This window comes from Rhodospirillaceae bacterium (assembly GCA_040219235.1).
Lineage (GTDB): Bacteria > Pseudomonadota > Alphaproteobacteria > Rhodospirillales > Rhodospirillaceae > WLXB01.
In genome coordinates, this window is record JAVJSV010000001.1 from 1 (window position 1) to 19222 (window position 19222).

Sequence of the window (19222 nt, forward strand, 5' to 3'; positions counted from 1 at the left end):
GCGCTCCTTCAGGAAGCACGGCTAGAACATCTCCCCAATAATGCCGCCAAACCCATTCATTTGCGAGCGAACCACGTAATTTGACGTTCGCCCGTAATCCATCATCCGGGTCAGCGAAATCAATTGCCTGACGATCAGAAGAAATCGCCGCTTTCAGGGAGGATGCTCCTATCGCGGCAACAGTGGCAGCTCCTAATAAAAACTTGCGCCGTACTAGTCTGTCAAAACCTGACATGCTCACTCCTCGCCTTCAGTTTCGTTAGTTTTGATTTTCCCATTGAAATAGAATGATGCAAACCTGTTCTTGAAAAGTAGCAGTCGCGTAAACCACTGAATGGGCAACAACTAAACTCACAACCAGACTTGTAGACTTGCCCGCTGTTTACAGACTTAGTGGATACCGGAACTCTGATTGGGCCCGACATCATAGCACTCAGGTCAGCAGCTATTGATATAAGCATCAGAACTAGGGATACTGTCCATATGGGCATATCCAAGCATAAAATCATGGTCAGCCGCAGAGCTTGTTTTAAAATTACAGCGATACTCGTGTGCCTAAGCTTTCTTTATGCACCGATAAGCGATGTGTTGCCGGGTTGGTTTGGGTTTGAAGTTGATCACTATCATACGCACTTAGGCGGAACGTGGCATGGGCCAGATGATCACCATGCTGCTTCTAGCCTATTCACATCTGCTGATGAAAACGAACACGAAACGTCACACCTGTCACGTGCCTTACTAGATAGAGACAAAGCTCCACAATCCAATATATCTCAGACTGATCAACAAATGCCGAATGGCCTAGGTCATCACGTGCACTTGGTTGATGTAGTTCAGCCCTCATCTCTACACGAGCCCCCCCAACTTATGCCCGGGGCTATGGAGATCATCGTGGTTCACCAACCCGAATATAGGTTGAGTCCTCCATTGCTTAAGCCGCCGAAATTTACTGCTTAAGCTAGTCTCTGATCAATCAGAGACACTTCCGCATCAGCCAGCATTACGCTCCGAAATTGCCAGCGCTGCTGCGGCTTTACTAATCCACTTATCTTACGTCTTTTAGTGAACCGAATTTAAACCAAGCTGTCGGGTTTGTCAGTGATCAATTCACTGAAGGTCACCTCAGAGAGTGGTTTGTGTATCAATTATCAACAAAAGAGAGGTCCAGTATGACCAAAATATTCTCAACAACTGCTGCCGTTATTGGCACTGCGTTAGCTGTGCTTTCGGCAGAAGCTATCGCTCACAATTCATTAACATCTTTCGAAGGTTATGCAGGCTACCGGCATGAAACTGAGCTTCTTATTACCCATGGCTGTAAAGGATCGCCGGTTAATGAAGTGAGAATCAAAATTCCTGACTCGATTGTAAGCGCAAGTGCCCACCACGACCCCGACTGGGAAATTGAGTACCAGATGCGTAAGCTAGATGAGCCATTCCGTGGAGAAGGCGGGATTATGGTTAGCGAAGTTGTCGACACCATTATCTGGAAAAACCCAAAAGAATCGGTGCCAAATAATATGTACCGGTCATTTCGTTTCCGTGTTGGATTGCCGAAAGAAGTGAACAAGGTTGTGCATTTCCAGTCCATCAACATTTGCGAAAACGGAGAGCGTGACCCGTACGTTGATATGCCCGAGGCGGAACTGAATGTGAACGCCCCTGACTTCAAAGAACAGGCCTGGAAGTTCATGACAGCCACCGCAACGCCAGCCCCTTTTCTCGTTACGCGTCAGCCACCAAAGCCTCAATATCCGTGGGAGTGGAACCCGGAACAAGCTGCTGGTGAGCCAAGCCAGCAGAAAGCGTCAGCCGAATAAGCAAGTACAGGTTTGTACCGTAGATCGGTGCAATCGTGCCGGTCTGCGATACAGGCATTCGTGACTTTCTCTCCTAACCTAGAGCTTGGAGCAGGTTTTATGGGAATACTAAACGTTCGAAACCTTTGGATAATTCCGCTGGTCTTGGCCGCAATGCTGTCAACTCATCCGGCATTTGCACACGCGGTCACTGAGGGTGACAAAGGTTATATTCTTGAAATAACCGGCATCCATTTAATGCCCTTCACCTACCTCGGAGCCAAGCACATGGTGACTGGGTACGATCATATTCTTTTTCTGCTTGGCGTTGTCTTTTTCGTCTACCGCATGAAGCACGTCGCCATTTACGTGAGTCTTTTTGCCCTCGGGCATTCGACGACAATGTTGTTCGGCGTCTTTTTTGACACTGGAATAAACAGTTACATTATCGATGCCATTATCGGGCTGTCTGTCGTTTACAAGGCACTCGATAATTTGGGTGCTTATCAAAGATGGTTCGGATTTCAGCCAGATACTCGACTAGCAACTCTAATCTTCGGTTTTTTCCATGGTTTTGGTCTGGCAACAAAACTGATTGAGTACGATATAGCGCCCGATGGCTTGTTGCCCAACTTAATTGCTTTCAATGTCGGTGTTGAACTCGGGCAGCTGTTGGCCCTTACCGGAATTCTCATTCTTATGGGGTATTGGCGTCGCACATCCAGCTTTCTTCGCCATGCCTATACCGCAAACGTTGTTTTGATGACCGCTGGCTTTGTGCTGATTGGTTATCAAATCACCGGATATGTTTTGTCTTAATCCCAAATAAGGAAATATCACATGTACAATACTGATCTTCCGACTCGCGCAGAACTGCCATCAACCAAGCAGCTCATTCGCTCTACAGTGCTGGCCATATTGGCCGCTGCGGTCATATTAATCACCGTCGTCTTACCGTCTGAATATGCCATTGATCCAACGGGTGTTGGGCGTGTATTGGGCTTAGCACAGATGGGTGAAATCAAGGTGCAGTTAGCCGAAGAAGCCGAAGCAGACCGGCTGCTTGATCAACAGACAGCCCCAAGCCCGTCATCTGATCAACGCTCAAGTCTTGGCGATATAATAGGGCAATTCTTTATAAGTTCGGCTGCGGCGCATTCTGAATTTGAAGACGAGATGTCTGCCACACTAGCGCCGGGGCAGAGCGCTGAAATAAAATTGAAAATGAACAAGGGTGCGACCGCGAACTATATGTGGACCGCAACCGACAAAGTGAACTTCGACCTCCATGCACATGCAAACGGCCAAAACGCTGCCTATAAAAGAGGTCGAGGTGCCATGGCAGATGAAGGTCAATTCACAGCAGAGTTCGACGGGTATCACGGTTGGTTTTGGCGCAACCGCACGGACGCAGACGTAACTATTACGCTCCATACAAGCGGTGAATATGCCGAACTAAAGCGTATGGAATAGGTTTTACGATCAGATTTGGGGTGGCTGACTGCAGCCACCCCACTCTTCAAAAAGCAGCCATAAAAACGTAATCCAAGACGGATAGAAATTATGTTGAGAACAGAAGCCTTGTCGAAAAGTTACGGGTCTCTTGACGCGCTTTCAAAGTTGACCCTTAACATCCAGCCAGGCGAAATATTTGTGTTGCTTGGGTCAAACGGAGCGGGCAAATCAACGACGATGAATTTGTTTCTTGGGTTTGTTGACCCAAGCAGTGGTGGTGCATTAATCAATGAGATGAATGTCGCGGACTATCCCTTAGAAACCAAAGACTCCCTGGCCTATATTCCCGATCTAGTGATGCTTTACCCTGAACTCACTGGCCTGGAGAATTTGCGTTATTTCTCCAAGCTCGGTGGAAAATCATATTCAGAGATTGAGCTTCGGAAAATTCTTCAAAACGCTGGTCTGCAGGAAGATGCGGCGGACCGGAAAATTGGCAAGTACTCCAAGGGAATGAGGCAAAAGACAGGGATCGCTATAGCGATGGCCAAACAAGCAAAAGCATTACTTTTAGATGAGCCGTTTTCAGGTCTCGACCCCAAAGCCAGTAACGAATTTGCTCAACTCCTTCTTGATATGAGAAATCGAGGTACAGCCATTTTGATGGCGACCCATGACATTTTCAGAGCCAAACAAATAGCGACCCGTATCGGGATTATGCGCGCTGGAACAATGGTCGAACAAATCGACCCTTCGACCGTGAGCCACACTGAGATAGAGGAGATTTATGTGCGGCATATGAAGTGAGCCCGTCAGCGGCCTACAACAAACTCTATTTTGGTGAGGTAAGCCGAATACTTGGGGCAGGATTTGGGGTTTCCCAAGGTAAGGAATTTTGTTCATGAATATCGACGTAGCGAATTTCTCCGACTTTGCAGTGCTGAACAACTTTGAAAGAAAGAAGTGAGCCGGGCTCATCCACGAATCGTGTCTCAATTTCGAAACGGTCGTACATATCCGACGGGATCGGCCCTCCTTGCCAGGAGATTTCGAGTTGAGCTTCTTCAGTTTTCATTTGGGTCCGGTCGAATGTCCACCCGGGTTTAAATTGTGGCACGACGTAACTAATGCCCTCTGGCAACAGAACTTTTAGGCCGGTCGTGGGTGATCCGTCACATCCATGTATGACCCGGAAACTTATAAACGTGTTGATTCCTGTCGGAGCCGTTGATTGATCAATGACCACATGTGCTGTCACCGGGATAGCTAAACAGAAGTTAATAACAATGAGTGAGAACGCAAATTTTGAAATCATGGACGTGATAATTCCTCACTGCCATTCACCCGGCGAATGTCATTCCGCCAAACTTGAAGATGAAACTGGCTAGAATTCTTGTCGAGTTTTAGCCAGACCAGACCGTAGTTATAAAGCAATTGGAGTTGTAATGCATACCGAAGCGCAAGATCACTGGGCCCACGACCACACCTTTGGACAAGATCAACGCAAGCCCGGCGAGACAAGAACCTGGATCGTGATCGCGCTGACAGCGGTGACCATGGTTGTGGAGATATGGGCAGGGCTAAAGTATGGGTCGATGGCCCTCCTGGCGGATGGCCTTCATATGGCTTCGCATGCGTCTGCTCTCTGTATCGCGGCCTTTGCCTATGTCTACGCACGCAAGCAGGCCAATGACCCTAGATTCAGTTATGGAACAGGGAAAGTGAACTCGTTAGCAGGCTTTGCTAGCGCAGTTCTCCTGGCCGCGTTTGCTTTTTTGATGGCGTGGGAAAGTGTTCAAAGGCTCATTTCTCCAACCACCATTGCGTTTGATCAGGCGATAATTGTTGCCGTTATCGGATTGTTCGTAAACGTCGTCAGTGCTCTTGTGCTCATTCCGCCCGGCCAAGACGGCGACCACCATCATGCAGGTCATGGCCATCATCATCACGACCACAATCTGAAAGCGGCATACCTTCACGTTATTGCAGATGCCTTAACCTCAGTACTGGCCATTGTGGCGCTGTTGTTGGGCAAACTTGCTGGTTTGGCATGGATGGACCCCGTTATGGGTCTGGTCGGCGCAGCTTTGATCGTTCGCTGGTCGTACGGTCTACTAAAAGACAGCAGCGCTGTCTTATTGGACCGTCAAGCTTCGCCAGAAGTCTCTGATAAGGTAAAGAAAATAATAGAAACCGAATCTGATGCGCGCATAACTGACCTTCACGTGTGGTCTATTGGGCCGGGCGTTACCGCAGCAACAGTGGCGATTATCGCCTCCAACCCAGAAACGCCAACCCACTACAAAGAACTAGTCTGTCAAGAAATCGACCTCGATCACGTTACAATTGAGGTCCATCGCTGCAAAGATCAGCACGAATACTAGGTTATTATGCGAGTGGTCGCTCGCTCCAATTATTGATCAACCAAGGTGATGGGGAGTTTGTATTGCGGCTTACAAGTTCCATGAATTTCTCCATCCCGCACGTCTGCTTCCACAGTGTTTCCGCAAGCCGCATATATATTGGCGAGATTTTCACTGTCGATTGAGAAGACCACCGAACAGGTCGACCACCACAGGTAATATTATCGCGAACGCATTCCAAATGATCCAAATATCGTTCACGCAACTATTGAAGTGCGTGAATGTAAATCCAAACACATTAGAATATTTTACGTATTCTGAATCTTTTAGACATCAGAGGTTGCCTGAACTTCAGCCATCTACTTCTTTTCCCATTTCCACAGTTTGGAAATCGCGAAGTATATGAAAGACGCGGACCCTGCGATAAGAATAAGGCCATTTAACGCCTCAACACCCGTGAGGAAACGAATGTGACCGGAAGGGAAAATATCTCCAATACCAAGAGATGTAAAAGTTACTGCTGAATAATACAGATAGTCATAAGGGGCATGGGCTTCTAGTCCCCTTAGCGACCCTATCTGAAGGATCTGTTCTGAGAACCAATAAGCCAATGCATAGAGAACGATCTCGACCATATGCACAATAAAGACTCCTGCAACGATCCAGAACGTCATTACGTTGGACGACCACGCTGTGTTGGGAATTTTCTCACACATCCACTTCAAGGTGCTGAAGTGAATCATAGACGTGAGAACCATAAGGCTAGCGCTTAGTAGCACAGCGTAAAACATCTGAGGTTCTCCATCCAAATTGCGAAAAGAATTCCACCTCTACTCAATGCTTATCGTGTTCCACTTCTTCCTGAGTCAGGTCTTTATTTCGCAAGAACAACCATTCTCCGACAAAAACCAAGATTAAACCTATAACTGCCACGTAGATGATTAGCGGATCAGAAACGGCCTTAAGTGCTATAAATGTACTGAGCACGGCAGTGTCGAGAATAATTGCAATTATCAATATCAGAGAACTGGACTTTGTTTCTTCTCGCAAATATTTCAAAATTCCCCAGTGGATAGCGATATCCATCACAAGATAAAAAATCGCTCCTAGAGACGCGATGCGACTGAGGTCGAAGAATATCGTTAGAAAAGCGGCAGCGACGACCGTGTACACTAGCGTATGTTTCTGAATGCGCCCGGTCATACCGAAATGGCTGTGAGGTATGAGTTTCATATCGGTAAGCATGGCCAGCATCCGCGACACAGCAAACACACTTGCAAGCAAACCAGAGGCTGTTGCGATGATCGCAAGAATTACTGTAGCGATAACGCCATATTGTCCGAAAGCTGGCTTTGCCGCTTCTGCTAAAGCGAAATCTTTAGACTGAATGATTTCTTCAAGGGTTAGGCTGGAGCCTACTGCGTAAGCGACTAACATGTAGATGACCACACAAATCAGTATTGAAAAGATGATCGCACGACCAACGTTACGGCTCGGGTTAACCAGCTCAGACCCACTGTTGGTGATCGTGGTAAAGCCTTTGTAGGCAAGGATTGATAGCGCAATAGATGCGATAAATCCGCTAAAGCCGGTTTCTGATGTTCCACTACTGCCAGCTTCGAACGAAAAACCTGACACAGACAGACCGACAATCGCCAACATTGCAATGCCGCCAATCTTGAGTATGGCCATCGCCAATGAAAAGCCGCCAAGCAAGCTATTCCCGGAAATATTGATCAAAAAAGCAAAGATAATCAAACCAACACCAAGCGCAGGAACCAGCGCGCTTGAGCTTTCTATATTAAATAGCTGAAGGGTGTAGGTGCCGAAGGTCCGCGCAACCAGGCTCTCATTGATAACCATCGAGAACGCCATAAGAAGAGCACAGGCACCGGTCATGGTTCCAGGCCCATAAGCCTTCAGAAGGTACATTCCAATTCCACCAGCGGACGGAAAAGAATTAGACATTTTTACATAGGAATATGCGCTAAACCCGCAGACGATTGCAGCTGCGAGAAAAGACAGCGGGAATAATGGCCCTGCAAGCTCTGCAACCTGCCCCGTTAAAGCAAATATGCCAGCACCAATCATGACACCCGTTCCCATGGAAACCGCACCGATGAGCGTTAGGCTGTTTTTTTCATAGTCGTCTTCCATAGTGTATTCTTTCTCTCCAGTGTTGAGGTTTGATCTTTAAGAACCAGGCGCGCGCATCTCTGGTGAACTTGAACTGTTAACGAGGTAGATGCCCGCTAAGCTTAAAGTGATGCCGCCGACTTGAATCCACCCCAGGCTTTCATTGAAGAAAATTAAGCCCATCGATAGACCGAAGATTGGAATTAAGAAGCTAAAGGCATTCGCACGGTTCAATTCAACGTCTTGTAGGATGGCCGACCAAAGCCAGTAGACAAGTGCTGTGCCAGCAAAACTGAGCGATACAAGACTAAGAGTGAACCGAGTCGACCAAACGAGATCAGTTGGATTTTCTGTTGAAAGTGCAAGTAAACCGAGCGGGATGCTCCCAATCACCATCTGCCAACCCATAGCCACTAAAGGGTCTGCACGATTTCCCAGGCGTCTGATGAGGACATTACTGACCGTGATACCGCATGCAGCCAGCACAATGTAGGCGATGCCAAGTAATTGATCGGGACGCCCAGCAGCACCAAAACTCGGAAGGGTAATGATTACGATCCCAATAAAACCTAATAGCAAACCAACCTTGCCGCGCCCCTCAAGAACTTCTCCAAGGAACAAGTAAGCCAAGAAAGCGGCCAGAAGGGGTTGTGTATTGGCGATAACTGTCGCGAGGCCTGGGGTAACGAATTCGGCGGCATGAAACATCCCGAAGAAACCTAGTGTGGTTGCCCCAAGGCCGATAGAGATGATGATCGTCCAAACCTGTCTACCTCTTGGCATGGGTCTATTAAGGCAAAACGCAATAAATAGGAGCGTTGCTCCAGCTAAAATCGCGCGCAAGCTGGCGAATGTCAGATGTGGGGCATCGTTGATTCCCACTGATATTAAAGGGAAACAAATCGCCCAAAGAAACATGACGAGTATAACCGTGACAAAGTAACGCTTTGTCACGGCGCGTTCGCCCGCCCGTTCGTAAGAATTGATACTGAATCAATCATTAATATCTTTGAAGGTACTTAGAGGATTCAATGTGACCTCCATTAATGGCTGCTTGTTAGAGTTTGCCATGTATCACGATCCTTATGGTTAGCTTACTTCGTTGCACTTTCTAAGCGTCTTACATGGGGTGTTTATTTGGATCTTTGAGCAGTTCTTGCTGCTCTGGAGTTAATGATTCCTCGGCAGGCGATCGCGTCATCGGGCGACCTTGCATGCCATCGCTACGCATTTGTTCCATCGGCATTTCGCCTTCTGTTCTCATACGCATCAGTTGCCGCATGGATGTGTCGTCCGTCGCCCTCATCATCGAGGGGTATGCTGTATCGAACTCACCAGCACGTTGATACTGAAACCAGAAGTAGCTGGTGCAGGCGCCACCACCAATACTCATAACAATCATGATTGTCGCTGCCGTCTTAATCAGCCCTGCGGCTTCTTTTGACCCCACGTGCCAAGCGATCAAGCCGCCTACAAATAAAGCGGTCCATAGAGCAAAAGCGATGTCTCCAAGAAACTGAGCCATGTCGATCTCCTTTATTTAGCGATCTAGTTTTAGAAGCCGTGCATTGACAGCGCAGATGACAGTGCTGAGGGACACGAATACCACCCCAAATGCAGGACTAAGGACAGTGAAGGCAGCGCCTGCCGATACCGACAACTGAGGCTGTCCATTTTACTTTTTACCTCTATTAAATCTTCACCCGCCGCAAGCGCAGCGCATTCATCACCACCGAGATTGAGGATGCACTCATCGCAAAAGCAGCGAACATCGGACTAATCAATATTCCAAACGCAGGGAATAAAAGCCCTGCCGCCACAGGCACACCGGCGGCATTATAGATCAGCGCAAAGAACAAGTTCTGCCGAATATTACGCATAGTTGCACGCACGAGGCGACGAGCACGCACAATACCGTCAAGATTGCCTTTAATCAGCGTAAACCCTGCGCTTTCAATCGCAACATCCGCGCCGGTTCCCATCGCAATCCCAACATCGGCCTGTGCGAGTGCAGGAGCATCATTCACCCCGTCACCGGCCATAGCGACTTTCAAGCCTTGAGCCTGAAGCTCCTTGATAATTTTGGCTTTGTCTTCAGGCAGAACATCGGCACGAATTTCATCAATGCCCAACCTTGCGGCCACGGCCTTTGCCGTGCGTTCATTATCGCCGGTCGCCATGATAATCCTAAAACCCAGATCATGTAGCGCTTTTAAAGCAGCAGGCGTTGTTTCTTTCACCGGATCGGCCACGCAGACCAGTCCGGCAATCGCGCCATCAAGCACGACGAACATCACGGTTTCGCCTTCATCACGCCTTGTATTAGCCGTTTCAACCAGTGCACCGCTCTCCAGCCCCATATCGGAGATAAGCGCTGCATTGCCCAGCGCCACGGCATGGCTATCCACCACACCTTTCACGCCCTTGCCGGTTATGGCTTCAAATTCCGTAGCCTCCGCCATCTCAACGCCGCGTTCTTCTGCACCTCGCACAATAGCCTCAGCCAGAGGATGCTCCGAGCCGCGCTCAAGTGAGGCGGCAAGATGAAGTACCTCAGCCTCTTCATGACCATCTTCGGGAAGTACGCCCACCAATTTAGGCTTTCCTTCAGTTAGCGTGCCTGTTTTATCGACGATCAGTATGTCTACTTTTTCAAAACGCTCTAGCGCCTCGGCATTCTTAATCAGAACACCGGCCTTTGCGCCGCGCCCCGTTGCAGTCATGATCGACATCGGCGTTGCAAGTCCAAGCGCACAAGGGCAAGCGATAATCAACACCGCCACGGCAGCAACTAGACCGTAAGATAGTGCTGGGTCTGGCCCCCAGAGCGCCCAGCCAATGAAGGATAAAATGGCAACAATAATCACTACAGGCACAAAATACCCAGCAACCATATCGGCATATTTCTGGATTGGCGCACGCGATCTCTGTGCACCCGCAACCATCTCGACGATTTGAGAGAGCATGGTATCCGCGCCCACCCGCGTGGCTTCAATGATCAGGCTGCCTGTACCGTTGATTGTGGCTCCAGTGACAGCATCCTCAGCGACCTTTTCAACCGGCACCGGCTCTCCAGAGATCATCGATTCATCTACCGACGAACGCCCTTCAAGCACCTTGCCATCCACCGGCACTTTATCGCCTGGGCGCACACGTAACTTGTCACCAACTTGTACATCCTCAAGCGGGATTTCTTCTTCTGTACCGTCCTCGTGGATCACGCGGGCAGTTTTTGGTGCCATATCGAGTAATGCTTTAATAGCCGAGCCTGTGCGTTCACGCGCACGCAGCTCCATAATCTGGCCCAGAAGAACCAGCGTTATAATAACGGCGGCGGCTTCAAAATACACACCGACATGGCCTTCGGCATCACGGAACCCGTCGGGGAAAATATCGGGTATCAGTACTGCAACGATACTGAAAAGATAAGCTGCTCCCGTACCCATGGCGATTAAGCTGAACATATTTAAATGCATGCTACGGAAAGACTGAAACCCGCGCACAAAAAACGGCCAGCCTGACCAGAGAATAACAGGTGTTCCCAGAGCAAATTCAATCCAGAGCGTTGTGCGCTCACCAAAAAATTCCCTGATGGCAGTCAATCCAACGAAGGGTGACATTGTCAAAATAAGAAGCGGGATGGTTAAAACCGCGCCCACCCAAAAACGACGAGTGAAATCAACCAACTCTGGATTTGGCCCATCATCATCAATCAACGATGCTGTTTCGGCTTCAAGACCCATACCGCAGATAGGACATGACCCAGCTTTTGGCTGACGAACCTCTGGGTGCATGGGACAGGTATAGACCGTTCCAGAAAATCCTTCCGGCACCTTATCGTACTTTCCGCCTTTTACAGGATCACCACTGAGTTTGTGATCGCCATGATGGGCACAATTGGAATGGTTTTCAGCTTTTGCTGCGCCATGCTTATGTGAGGTCATGTTTTTGTTTCCATTTCATTTCTTGCAGCCACCGCAAACCCTCGAACCCTGTGGGTGTGGTTATGACCGCCATCGTGTCTTTGTTCTCCATGGCCCTTTCCATGACCATAGTGCTGATGATGGGCGTGGGTATTTTCAATTGCAGACATCAGGGCATGCTCCCGGCGTTGAAAGGCTGCCCGTAAAATTTGGGTATAAAGGCGGGAACGTTTCGGGCGTACACGTCATAGTCTGGCCCGTGTTCTTTACGCGCTTCCGTTTCCTCGCGTATCGCAAGCCTCCAGTACATAACAACGAGGATTGGGAACATCACGACAGTTGGCAACGTCGGCCATTGCAGCAGAAACCCGAACATAATCAGCACGAACCCAACATACTGAGGATGCCTCATCCGCGCATACAAACCGGTCGTTGCGAGACGACTCTCTCTTTGAGCTTGGTATAAGACGCGCCATGCTGCCGATAAGGTCACAAAGCCTCCAGCAATGAACACAATGCTAGCAATATGAAGTGGGTCCCAATGCGCATTCCCCTCAAAGCCGAGAAGCGTATGCCAAAGGTGACCATTCTCATGAGACAGGAAATCAACTCCTGGATACCGGCTCGTAAGCCAACCTGATAGGAGAAAAATAGTCAGAGGAAATCCATACATCTCAACGAACAAGGCGACGATAAAAGCTGAGAACGCGCCAAAGGACCGCCAGTCACGCGTCGTCCTTGGCTTAAAAAAGCTAAACGCAAACGCGATAAAGATGACCGAATTTAAAATGACTAGAGTCCAAAGACCGTAAGAGGGCATTGCGGCGTGTTCCATTATTGGCCTCCGTCTCTGTCGTTACCTTTAGTTTTATCATGACCACCAGGGCCACCGTGCATGAACATGTGAAGAAAAGGGCATGCCAACAAAATGAGCCATGGAAGAGCGCCAAAAAAATGAGCGCGATGCTCTGTAACAAGATAAAAGACAACGATTCCAATCATGATCGCGGTGACTCCCCAATGGCGAACAAAACGATCAAGCATATCGGGCTCCTTTCGATCAGCATCTGTCGAACCAGACTGTGACTGCATATCCTTATGGTCATGCGTCATTTTCGATCTCCTTTAGTGCGAGCAAAGAGGTAGCGTCATCTGGGTAAAAGAAATCTAGGATGGGACACTCAGAAGCAGGCGTTTCATCCCCTGGACAAAGCTGGGCTATATGCATCAGAGTTTTCTTGAGCTTTCGTAGTTCCTGCATTTTTTTTGTATGAGCCTCAATCTTCGCTTCGGTCGCTTTGAGCACATCAGCGGCGGTGGCTTGACTGGAACCATCAAAGTTTATGAGCCTCATAATCTCACTCAACGTAAAGCCTACAGATTGAGCCGTTCGAATAAACATGACGCGACGTATCGCATCACGATCAAACTGCCGATAACCCGCTTCAGTTCTCCGAGCAGGTTCAATTAGACCTTGCCGTTCGTAGTATCGGATCGTATCAATTTTCACTCCCGCTGCTTTGGCCAGCTTTCCGATCGTAATAGTCATGCGATCCTCCTCTCCATTTCAAAGCGTAGGGCCTAGACCATGGTCCAGGGTCAAGACTTCTTAATGCTTGCTGCTGCGGGCTCCATTGTTCGATGCAACATCTTCTCTTTCAGCAAAAGTACCGTTCCATACACAACCGGGAGCACCAGAAGAGACAAAAGCAACACGGTGACCATGCCGCCAACCATGGGTGCAGCAATACGATGCATGACATCCGATCCAGTTCCGGTTGCCCACATAATTGGAACCAAACCAGCGATCGTGGCCGTTGATGTCATGGCAACCGGACGGAGCCGTTCCGCTGTCCCGCTCTGTACGGCGGACCATATATCAGCTGCGCTAAGTGAATCGTCAGATGGTGATAGGCTGCGGCGACGCGCAACTTCTTGGTCAATGAAGGTAAGTACCAGCACGCCAATTTCGGCTGACACACCGGCAAGCGCAATGAAACCAACGGCCACAGCGACAGACAGGTTGTAACCCAACCAGAATACGGTCCACACACCGCCTACGAGCCCGAAGGGAACGGTCACCATGACCACAAGCGGGGCAGCGACATTGCGAAAGTTCAGATAGAGCAGAAGAAAAATTCCGAGCAGTGTCAACGGGATCATAATTCTTAGTCTTGCTGCCGCCCGCTCCATGTATTCGAACTGACCAGACCAGTTGATGGTATAGCCGGGTGGGATGTCCACATTTTCAGCGACAGCGGCTTTTGCCTTGGCGACATAGCCACCGATGTCAGACCCCTTGATATCGACGTAAACCCAGGCGTTGGGGCGCGCACCCTCACTTTTGATCCCGGGTGGGCCGCGTGTGAGCTTAATTTCAGCAACCTGAGCTATTGGAATTTGGGCACCAGTCGGTGTTGGAATCAGGAGGCGACCGATAGCCTCCGGCGTATCACGTAGTTCCCGGGCGTATCGAAGATTCACTGGATAGCGCTCTAACCCTTCCACGGTCTGAGTCACATTCATGCCGCCTACAGCTGTCGCAATCACATCACCAATATCACCAACAGACAGGCCATAACGGGCCGCAGCTTCGCGATCGATATCAATGTCTAGGTAAGACCCACCTGCTGTCCGGTCTGAAAATGCCGAAAGAGTATCAGGTAGCTGTTTAACCGCTCTTTCGATCTGTCCCCCTACGTCCTCTAAAACATTTAAGTCTGGGCCTGACACTTTGATCCCGATGGGAGTTTTGATGCCAGTCGAGAGCATATCGATCCGGGTCTTAATCGGCATCGTCCAGGTATTGGCGAGCCCGGGGAAACGAAGGCCAGCGTCCATTTCGCCCATAAGGTCGCGGGTCGTTTTTGACGGATCGGGCCAATCTTCTTTTGGCTTAAGGCGAACAACGGTTTCCATCATAGAAAGAGGAGCCGGGTCAGTAGCTGTTTCAGCGCGGCCTACTTTGCCAAATACGGACTCTACCTCTGGAAAGGTCTTAAGAATGCGATCCGTCTGCTGCATGAGCTGCTTAGCTTGAGTAATAGAAACACCCGGGAACGTCGTCGGCATGTAAAGGATGTCCCCCTCATCTAAGGGCGGCATGAACTCTGATCCCAATTTAGAGAACGGATAAACCGTCCCACCAAGAAGCACAGCAGCAAGTAAAAGAGTAACGAAGGGGTATCTAATTGTAATTCCGAGTGCTGGACTGTGCAGAGCCCGCAGGAATCGATTGACGGGATTCTCCTGTTCGCTTCGGATGCGTCCCCGTATGAGATAACCCATAAGAACGGGGACTAGTGTGACAGCCAATCCTGCCGCCGCTGCCATGGCATAAGTGCTGGTAAAGGCAAGCGGTCGGAACAACCGGCCCTCCTGCCCTTGCAGAGCGAAGATCGCAATGTAAGAGACAGTAATGACGAGTAGAGAGAAGAAAAGCGCTGGCCCAACTTCGCGCGCTGCATCACTCACGGCGGCCCAGCGTTCCGACGATGTCAAAGGTTGGTCCGAACCTTCGGAAGCCGCCACCAATTTCTTATGTGTATTTTCAATCATCACGATGGCGCCGTCCACCATAGTACCGATGGTGATAGCGATGCCGCCAAGCGACATAATATTTGCATTGATGCCTTGCAGATTCATAACGATGAAAGCAGCAAGTATTCCAATAGGCAAAGATATGATGACGACAAGGGCTGAGCGCAGGTGAAGCAGAAAAATCCCACAAATCAGAGACACGATAATAAATTCTTGAACCAAACTATCGCGCAGATTAGCGATCGCTCGTTCTATTAGATCACCACGGTCATAAGTGACAACAACCTCAACGCCCGGTGGTAGGCCAGTTTTCAGCTCCGTTAATTTTTCACGCACACCACGAATAGTAGCTAGGGCATTTTCGCCATAGCGCATGATCACTACACCACCCGCGACTTCACCTTCTCCATTCAGATCAGCAGCACCACGACGCAATTCCGGACCGAGATGAACATTAGCAACGTCGCGAAGAAGTAGCGGCGTGCCCGTTTCAGTCACACCGAGCGGGATGGTTTCGAGGTCTTGCAAAGATTCAATATAGCCAAGACCACGCACCATGAACTCACGTTCAGCGATTTCAATAAGTCGTCCTCCGACGTCTTGGTTGGATCGCATAATGGCTTGGCGCACCTTGGAAATCGGGATTTTATAGGTCGCCAGTGCATTGGGATCGACCTCAACCTGATACTGCTTTACGAAACCACCAACGGAAGCCACCTCGGCGACACCGGGAGCGGTCTGCAGGCCATAACGCAAGTACCAGTCCTGTATGGAGCGCAGCTGCGACGGATCGTATTCACCGGTTTTGTCCAACAATGCATATTGATAAATCCACCCAACACCGGTGGCGTCAGGCCCTAAAGATGGGGAGACACCGCGCGGCAAGCGATTGCTGACGAAGTTAAGATATTCGAGAACCCGGGACCTCGCCCAGTAGATATCCGTACCGTCCTCAAAGATGACGTAGACGAAAGACAAACCGAAAAACGAAAACCCACGAACGACTTTAGCGTTTGGTACGCTCAGCATAGCTGTGGTCAAAGGATAGGTAACCTGATCCTCGACTACTTGAGGTGCTTGGCCCGGATACTCGGTTAGAACTATGACTTGCACATCCGAAAGGTCCGGTATCGCGTCAAGTGGCAAGCTGCGTAACGCAAGCACACCAGCCACAACGACTAAAGCGGTCATGAGCATGACTAGAAAACGATTCTTCACTGAGGCAGAAATCAGATTTTTAATCATCAGCCACCTCCCCATCGCTCATCATTCTCGAAAGCGCCTCACGGAGATTAGACTCTGAGTCTATTAGGAATTGGCCGGACGTGATGACCTCTTCGCCCGGCTCAACACCATCCAGGATTTGTATTAAGCCGTCCGCAACAACTCCCAAAGTGACGACACGAGGCTCAAATTGACCTTCGCTTTTTACGACAAACAGAGCATTGCGCGTGCCGGAGCGGATTACCGCTTCGCTCGGAACGACAGCAGCCTCTAAAGATTGAACGGACTCCAACTTAACTGTCGCATATGTGTCCGGCTTAAGAGCTAGGTCAGGGTTATCGAACTCCATGCGCACTTTGACCGTGCGGGTGCGGGGTTCGAGATAAGGGTAAATATAACTGACCGTCCCTTTAAAGACCTGACCTGGCAGGCTTTCCACATTCATAGATGCCTTGGCACCAACATCCACCCACGGCATTTCGTATTCGTAGATGTCGGCAATGACCCACACCTTAGAAAGGTCTGCGATTTTGAAAAGCGGGGTGCCGGGGTTTACGAACTGACCTTCCCGCACGTTTATCGCCAGCACAACGCCGCCTGCAGGGGAGTGTATATGCAAAGCATTTTTAACAGCGCGCGTACGCTCCAACTCACGGATTTGATGTTCAGGGACATCTAAAAATTCGAGGCGGCTACGCGCACTTGTCGCCAGCCTCTCTGCGCCATTTCGAATATCTGGGTGCGTGTTTTTGCGCTGGGCATCCAAATTATTCAGAGCCAGTAGATATTCCTGCTGACTCGTAACGAGTTGAGGAGAATAAATTTCCAACAGGGGGGTATCCGCGTCAATTTGATCGCCGACACGTTCAACATAGAGCGTCTCTACCCATCCCTCGACCCTGGGATGCACCATGGACAATCGCTTTTCATCGTAATCAACGCGGCCAGGAGCCCGGACAATATGTGCAATTGAGCGACGTTCAACCATCGCGGTTCTTACGCCCATGTTTTGCAGTGTCACCGGATCGATTGAAACCGTTCCCGGCACAAGGTCAGCGCCGCCCATTTCATCGGCATAAACAGGCACGTAATCCATTCCCATATCATCCTGGGCTGGCACAGGTGACGTGATCTCGGGGTTCATAGGATTACGGTAGAAGAGTGGTTCCTGTTCGGGCTGGCTTTGCGTGGACATCGCAATGTGATCGCCATCCACGGCGTCATTAGCGAACCAGTAGCCCACGCCAAGCCCAAGGGCCAACGCGACGCACAGAAGAAAAACATTGAGCTTACCCATCGTTTACTTCCTCTCCGACCGCAGCCTCTAGTGAGGCGTGTGCCTGGTAAGCACGGGTCGCCGCGCGCCAGTATTGAGTTTCAAAGTTGTAGAGACTGATTTGAGCGCGAACGAGATTAAGAAAGTCGACCCGGTTGACGAGATAGGCGGCGCGTGTGGCATCAAGTGATTGTTTGGCCTGCGGTATGATACCGGTCTGGAACAAACGGGCTTGCTCGACCGCTTGCCCATAGTCAGATGCAGATCTTGAAATTTGCTCCTGAACCATGCTGCGTTGCCGGTCGAGCGCCATGCGGCTTTGATAGACTTCTGCAACCCGTTGTTCGTGCGCCTTGTCTTGTTTGGGCCCAGTATAAATCGGCAAACTGACAGTCAAACCAGCTGATACAAAATCAGGCCGATCAATCCCGCTCAATGGATTAACACCCCCGCGAAAACCATATGACGCCCGAATCTGGAAGTCCGGATAGTAGTCTTTAAGGGCTAAGTTCCGCCTAGCTTCTGCCGCCTCAACACGGAGACGTTGGGCGGCTAAAATTGGTCTGTTTTCCTCGGCCACGGGAAAAAGAGTCTGCTCGACTTCAACGTCCGGGAATTCCTCAGTCATTGTTCGCGACAAAGTGATACGTTGATTTGTCGGCTTATTAAGGAGAGCGTTTAGAGTTGCCTCCTTTCCTTTACGCATGCCGCGCAGAGCAATCTCCTGATCCAGAAGTTTACTAAGCTCTACTTGGGCCAGTAGGACATCAGATTGCAGTCCTTGCCCTTGCTCGTATTTAGACTCAGCAATTTTGACAAGATCCCGCATGAGATCGAGATTCCTACTGATAGTTTCCACAGCCCTATCTACATAGAACAACTCCCACCACTGGCCCTTGACGTCACGGATCAGGCGCAATCGCGTTTCATCAACTTCAGCTGCCACGGCTTTAGCCTCAAATTCTGCTGCTTCCGTCCGCAACTTTCGCTTGCCGGGATAAGGAATGCCTTGACTGATACCAAAGCTAACCTGGGTCATGGGTTCTTGGTTGAATCGAAACGTGTCGGTGGGGAAGTTCATAAGCTGAAAAGAGAGAGCTGGATCTGGAAGTGCACCGCGTTGAGATGGAATTGCTTCCGCCGCTTGATATCTCGCTTTGATCTCTGCAAGCGTCGGGTTCGTATCTATGGCAACGGACACAGCCGTTTCGAGCGACCACACAGTGCCTTGCTGCCCGACCATGTCCGATTCTAGAAACTTTTCACCCTGAGCAAACACCAAGGAGGAAAAGAGAACTGACAGCATTAATGAGCCGAACATCTGGTAAAGCCAGAAAAAGCCTTTCCAGGATTTGTTAACCGAAACTCGCTGTCGGGCTTGCACGATGCCTTCGTCTACACAGATTTCACGACTCATCTTTCTGAGAGCATGAGTGCATCTGTCTATTGTGATCAGCATTATTTTCTCCTTACCTTTTTTTCGACTCTAGGGTCAGGACCATGGTC

At 49.7% G+C, this 19222-nt stretch carries 19 protein-coding genes; 5 read left to right on the forward strand and 14 right to left on the reverse strand.

All coding sequences use genetic code 11. The features are described from left to right. Nucleotides 1–235 (reverse strand): hypothetical protein (locus RIC29_00005; protein MEQ8733277.1); only part of this gene is annotated, 235 nt, incomplete at its 3' end. 934 nt (nt 236–1169) lie between these two features. Between RIC29_00005 and RIC29_00010 the strand changes: the two genes are divergently transcribed. The 4 genes from RIC29_00010 (at nt 1170) to RIC29_00025 (ending at nt 4061) form a co-directional block, all read left to right on the forward strand. Further along, entirely contained in the window at nt 1170–1820 is a 651-nt protein-coding gene (locus RIC29_00010) for a DUF1775 domain-containing protein (GenBank protein ID MEQ8733278.1), read from the forward strand. A 99-nt stretch (nt 1821–1919) separates the two neighbouring features. Further along, nucleotides 1920–2618, forward strand: coding sequence for a HupE/UreJ family protein (locus RIC29_00015; protein ID MEQ8733279.1), 699 nt, complete (start codon nt 1920–1922; stop codon nt 2616–2618). Nucleotides 2619–2639: 21 nt separating this feature from the next. Beyond that, on the forward strand, nt 2640–3272 hold the full coding sequence (locus RIC29_00020; protein ID MEQ8733280.1) for a transmembrane anchor protein: 633 nt from the start codon (nt 2640–2642) through the stop codon (nt 3270–3272). Nucleotides 3273–3362: 90 nt separating this feature from the next. After that, nucleotides 3363–4061 carry an ABC transporter ATP-binding protein gene (locus RIC29_00025; protein ID MEQ8733281.1) on the forward strand — a complete coding sequence of 233 codons (699 nt, stop codon included), beginning with the start codon at nt 3363–3365 and terminating at the stop codon, nt 4059–4061. Between the two features lie 25 nt (nt 4062–4086). Here the strand turns inward: RIC29_00025 and RIC29_00030 are convergent, their stop codons facing one another. After that, nucleotides 4087–4569, reverse strand: a complete 483-nt coding sequence (locus RIC29_00030) for a YcnI family protein (GenBank protein ID MEQ8733282.1) — start codon at nt 4567–4569, stop codon at nt 4087–4089. A 130-nt stretch (nt 4570–4699) separates the two neighbouring features. Between RIC29_00030 and dmeF the strand changes: the two genes are divergently transcribed. Next, nucleotides 4700–5638: a CDF family Co(II)/Ni(II) efflux transporter DmeF gene (gene dmeF / locus RIC29_00035; protein ID MEQ8733283.1), complete on the forward strand. Its 939-nt coding sequence runs from the start codon at nt 4700–4702 to the stop codon at nt 5636–5638. 338 nt (nt 5639–5976) lie between these two features. Here the strand turns inward: dmeF and RIC29_00040 are convergent, their stop codons facing one another. The 12 genes from RIC29_00040 to RIC29_00095 form a co-directional block, all read right to left on the reverse strand. After that, on the reverse strand, nt 5977–6375 hold the full coding sequence (locus RIC29_00040; protein ID MEQ8733284.1) for an ion channel: 399 nt from the start codon (nt 6373–6375) through the stop codon (nt 5977–5979). A 76-nt stretch (nt 6376–6451) separates the two neighbouring features. Then, nucleotides 6452–7774 carry an APC family permease gene (locus RIC29_00045; GenBank protein ID MEQ8733285.1) on the reverse strand — a complete coding sequence of 441 codons (1323 nt, stop codon included), beginning with the start codon at nt 7772–7774 and terminating at the stop codon, nt 6452–6454. Nucleotides 7775–7810: 36 nt separating this feature from the next. Next, nucleotides 7811–8707 (reverse strand): DMT family transporter, encoded by an 897-nt coding sequence (locus tag RIC29_00050; protein MEQ8733286.1) that lies wholly within the window; start codon nt 8705–8707, stop codon nt 7811–7813. Nucleotides 8708–8873: 166 nt separating this feature from the next. Then, nucleotides 8874–9278: a hypothetical protein gene (locus RIC29_00055; GenBank protein MEQ8733287.1), complete on the reverse strand. Its 405-nt coding sequence runs from the start codon at nt 9276–9278 to the stop codon at nt 8874–8876. A gap of 166 nt (nt 9279–9444) precedes the next feature. After that, nucleotides 9445–11697 carry a copper-translocating P-type ATPase gene (locus tag RIC29_00060; GenBank protein MEQ8733288.1) on the reverse strand — a complete coding sequence of 751 codons (2253 nt, stop codon included), beginning with the start codon at nt 11695–11697 and terminating at the stop codon, nt 9445–9447. Continuing rightward, a complete protein-coding gene (locus RIC29_00065; protein MEQ8733289.1) occupies nt 11694–11846 on the reverse strand; it encodes a hypothetical protein in 153 nt (50 codons plus the stop codon). The genes RIC29_00060 and RIC29_00065 overlap by 4 nt, the downstream gene beginning before the upstream one ends. Further along, entirely contained in the window at nt 11846–12511 is a 666-nt protein-coding gene (locus RIC29_00070; GenBank protein ID MEQ8733290.1) for an isoprenylcysteine carboxylmethyltransferase family protein, read from the reverse strand. The genes RIC29_00065 and RIC29_00070 overlap by 1 nt, the downstream gene beginning before the upstream one ends. Then, complete coding sequence (locus RIC29_00075) at nt 12511–12720, reverse strand: DUF2933 domain-containing protein (GenBank protein ID MEQ8733291.1); 210 nt, start codon at nt 12718–12720, stop codon at nt 12511–12513. Before RIC29_00075 ends, RIC29_00070 begins: the two co-directional genes overlap by 1 nt. 58 nt (nt 12721–12778) lie before the next feature. Continuing rightward, nucleotides 12779–13225: a heavy metal-responsive transcriptional regulator gene (locus tag RIC29_00080; GenBank protein ID MEQ8733292.1), complete on the reverse strand. Its 447-nt coding sequence runs from the start codon at nt 13223–13225 to the stop codon at nt 12779–12781. 50 nt (nt 13226–13275) lie between these two features. Beyond that, complete coding sequence (locus tag RIC29_00085; protein ID MEQ8733293.1) at nt 13276–16461, reverse strand: CusA/CzcA family heavy metal efflux RND transporter; 3186 nt, start codon at nt 16459–16461, stop codon at nt 13276–13278. Further along, a complete protein-coding gene (locus RIC29_00090; GenBank protein MEQ8733294.1) occupies nt 16454–17737 on the reverse strand; it encodes an efflux RND transporter periplasmic adaptor subunit in 1284 nt (427 codons plus the stop codon). The genes RIC29_00085 and RIC29_00090 overlap by 8 nt, the downstream gene beginning before the upstream one ends. Then, a complete protein-coding gene (locus RIC29_00095; GenBank protein ID MEQ8733295.1) occupies nt 17730–19175 on the reverse strand; it encodes a TolC family protein in 1446 nt (481 codons plus the stop codon). The genes RIC29_00090 and RIC29_00095 overlap by 8 nt, the downstream gene beginning before the upstream one ends. Between the last annotated feature and the right edge of the window lie 47 nt (nt 19176–19222).

Bases quoted from the DNA above. Each gene is read 5' to 3' on its own strand.
- RIC29_00010 (MEQ8733278.1), top strand. From the start codon at position 1,170: ATGACCAAAATATTCTCAACAACTGCTGCCGTTATTGGCACTGCGTTA.
- RIC29_00015 (MEQ8733279.1), top strand. From the start codon at position 1,920: ATGGGAATACTAAACGTTCGAAACCTTTGGATAATTCCGCTGGTCTTG.
- RIC29_00020 (MEQ8733280.1), top strand. From the start codon at position 2,640: ATGTACAATACTGATCTTCCGACTCGCGCAGAACTGCCATCAACCAAG.
- RIC29_00025 (MEQ8733281.1), top strand. From the start codon at position 3,363: ATGTTGAGAACAGAAGCCTTGTCGAAAAGTTACGGGTCTCTTGACGCG.
- RIC29_00030 (MEQ8733282.1), bottom strand. From the start codon at position 4,569: ATGATTTCAAAATTTGCGTTCTCACTCATTGTTATTAACTTCTGTTTA.
- dmeF (MEQ8733283.1), top strand. From the start codon at position 4,700: ATGCATACCGAAGCGCAAGATCACTGGGCCCACGACCACACCTTTGGA.
- RIC29_00040 (MEQ8733284.1), bottom strand. From the start codon at position 6,375: ATGGTTCTCACGTCTATGATTCACTTCAGCACCTTGAAGTGGATGTGT.
- RIC29_00045 (MEQ8733285.1), bottom strand. From the start codon at position 7,774: ATGGAAGACGACTATGAAAAAAACAGCCTAACGCTCATCGGTGCGGTT.
- RIC29_00055 (MEQ8733287.1), bottom strand. From the start codon at position 9,278: ATGGCTCAGTTTCTTGGAGACATCGCTTTTGCTCTATGGACCGCTTTA.
- RIC29_00060 (MEQ8733288.1), bottom strand. From the start codon at position 11,697: ATGACCTCACATAAGCATGGCGCAGCAAAAGCTGAAAACCATTCCAAT.
- RIC29_00065 (MEQ8733289.1), bottom strand. From the start codon at position 11,846: ATGTCTGCAATTGAAAATACCCACGCCCATCATCAGCACTATGGTCAT.
- RIC29_00070 (MEQ8733290.1), bottom strand. From the start codon at position 12,511: ATGGAACACGCCGCAATGCCCTCTTACGGTCTTTGGACTCTAGTCATT.
- RIC29_00075 (MEQ8733291.1), bottom strand. From the start codon at position 12,720: ATGCTTGATCGTTTTGTTCGCCATTGGGGAGTCACCGCGATCATGATT.
- RIC29_00080 (MEQ8733292.1), bottom strand. From the start codon at position 13,225: ATGACTATTACGATCGGAAAGCTGGCCAAAGCAGCGGGAGTGAAAATT.
- RIC29_00085 (MEQ8733293.1), bottom strand. From the start codon at position 16,461: ATGATTAAAAATCTGATTTCTGCCTCAGTGAAGAATCGTTTTCTAGTC.
- RIC29_00090 (MEQ8733294.1), bottom strand. From the start codon at position 17,737: ATGGGTAAGCTCAATGTTTTTCTTCTGTGCGTCGCGTTGGCCCTTGGG.
- RIC29_00095 (MEQ8733295.1), bottom strand. From the start codon at position 19,175: ATGCTGATCACAATAGACAGATGCACTCATGCTCTCAGAAAGATGAGT.